Annotated in this window: 1 protein-coding gene; it reads right to left on the reverse strand. The window is 65.8% G+C overall.

Annotation, left to right across the window (positions count from 1 at the left end; all coding sequences use genetic code 11):
- On the reverse strand, window positions 1–1547 hold a 1547-nt coding region (locus tag AC1DYX_RS31045), incomplete at both ends, for an OmpL47-type beta-barrel domain-containing protein (protein WP_477266061.1).

Genomic DNA, 1547 nt, shown 5'->3' on the forward strand with positions numbered 1-1547 from the left:
GCGACGCTGGTCGTCGGCACGATCTTGTAGATGTTGCTGACCACCATACTCGTCACGTTCGACACGTTACCCACGGCGTCGGTGCCGCGCGCGTAGACGGTGGTGTCGCTCGCGACCTGCACGGTGCCCGTGTACGGCCTCCAATCGCCGTCGCCGACCTTGAACTCCCTGACGGCCGCGTCGGTCGGATACGTGATCGTCACGTTGACGGCCTGGTTGGTCGGGGCCGTCGTGTCGACCACCAGCGAGGCGCCGACCGGCGGGATGCGGTCGATGTTCGACACGGTGTACTGCGTCACGTTGGACACGTTGCCCGCCACATCGGTGCCGCGCGCGAACACGTTGCCGTTATCCGACATCAGCACGGGTCCGCCGTACGCCGTCCATGATCCATTCTCGCCGATCTTGTATTCCTTGATCGCGGCGTCGTCCGGGAACACGACGGTCACCAATACGTCCTTGTTGGTCGGATCGGTGATGTTCGCCGTGAACTGCGCATCCACCGGCGGAATGCGGTCAATGTTGGTGACGGCATAGGTGGTCACGGGCGAAACGTTGCCAGCGGCGTCCGTGCTCTGCGCATAGACGACGGCGTTGTCTGTCACGACGACCGGCGCCGTGTAGGGCAGCCACCCGGCGGCGTCACCGACGCGATACTGGCGCACCACCACGTTGGCCGGATAAGTGATGGCGACGCTGACGTTGCCCGTGGTCGGGTCCATGCTGCTTGGCACGAAGCTGGCGCCCGCCGGCGGGACCTTGTTGATGTTGGCGACGGCCAGGCTGGAGACGGCAGAGACGTTGCCCGACGCGTCCGTGCCGCGGGCATAGACCGTGGTGTTGGCGGTCACGACGACTGGCCCCGTGTAGGCGGTCCAGGCGCCGGTGTCGCCCAGCTTGTACTCGCGCACGGTCGCATCCGCCGGGTAGTAGATCGACACGTTCACGTTCTGGTTGGTGGGTGCCGTGACGTCCGCGTACAGGCCGGCGGTGGTCGGGGCGGTCTTGTCGACCGTGACCGTCACCGAGTGCTTCTGCTCGACGTTGCCGGCCCAGTCCACGCTCCAGTAGACGATCGTGTGCGCGCCGTCGGTGGTGAGGGCGACCGTGGTGCCGGTCTGCTGCGCGCCGCCGTCGACGGTGTAGTAGGTCGCTTGCACGCCCGAGCCGCCGCTGTCCGTCGGGGTCAGGATCACGGCGGTGTCCTGGTTGACGGTGCCCGAGGGTGCGTTGTCCGTCGTCACCGGCGCGGTGGTATCCACGCCATGCAGCGAGCCGTGCAGGCGAAGTTCCTTCATGGTGCCGTACCAGGCGTTCGGRTTGTACACGCGGATGTAGCGATAAGGCACCAGGCTGGTGACCGGCAGCGTCTGCCAATCCGCAGTCGACTTCGCCGCGGCGGTCAGATTGGTCCACGTCACGTTGTCGTTCGAGCCCTGGAATACCGTGCCGTTGACGCGCGTGTAGTACTGGTCCTGGCTGCCGATGACTTCCACGGCGGTCAGGTTGACCTGGTTGCCTTGCTTGAAGTCGAAAACCACCCAGGC

It is taken from the genome of Massilia sp. P2_C2 (assembly GCF_056404615.1).